The organism is Roseateles sp. P5_B10 (assembly GCF_056400485.1).
Map to the genome: position 1 here is coordinate 1 of NZ_JBFULE010001810.1, position 503 is coordinate 503.

1 protein-coding gene is annotated in these 503 nt (G+C 64.9%); it reads left to right on the top strand.

The window, feature by feature from the left end; genetic code table 11:
• Positions 1–503 (top strand): phosphoenolpyruvate carboxylase (locus AC1DU6_RS36030; RefSeq protein ID WP_477863484.1); only part of this gene is annotated, 503 nt, incomplete at both ends.

The window sequence follows — 503 nt, forward strand, 5'->3', positions numbered from 1 at the left end:
AGCGCATGCAGCTTACCGCGGAAGAGATCGAAGCCTCCGAGGAGCAGTTGCGCCGCGCGGTGGTGACGCTGTGGCAGACCAATCTGCTGCGCCGGAGCAAGCTGACTGTGCTCGACGAGGTCACCAACGGGTTGTCGTTCTACGACTACACGTTCTTGCGCGAGGTGCCGCGGCTGCATTGCACGCTGGAAGACAGCCTGAGCGCGCAGGGCGGCGGGGCCGAGCTCGGCTCGTTCTTGCGCATGGGCAGCTGGATCGGCGGCGACCGCGACGGCAATCCCTTCGTCACCGCGGATGTCATGCGCGGCACTATCMTGCTGCAGAGCAGGCGCGCCTTCAGCTTCTATCTCGACGAGCTTCACGCGCTGGGCGCGGAACTTTCAATGGCGGCACATCTCGCCGATGTCTCCGATGAACTGCGCGCATTAGCCGAGCGCTCGCCCGATCCATCGCCGCATCGTGCCGGTGAGCCTTATCGTCTGGCGATCTCCGGCGTCTATGCG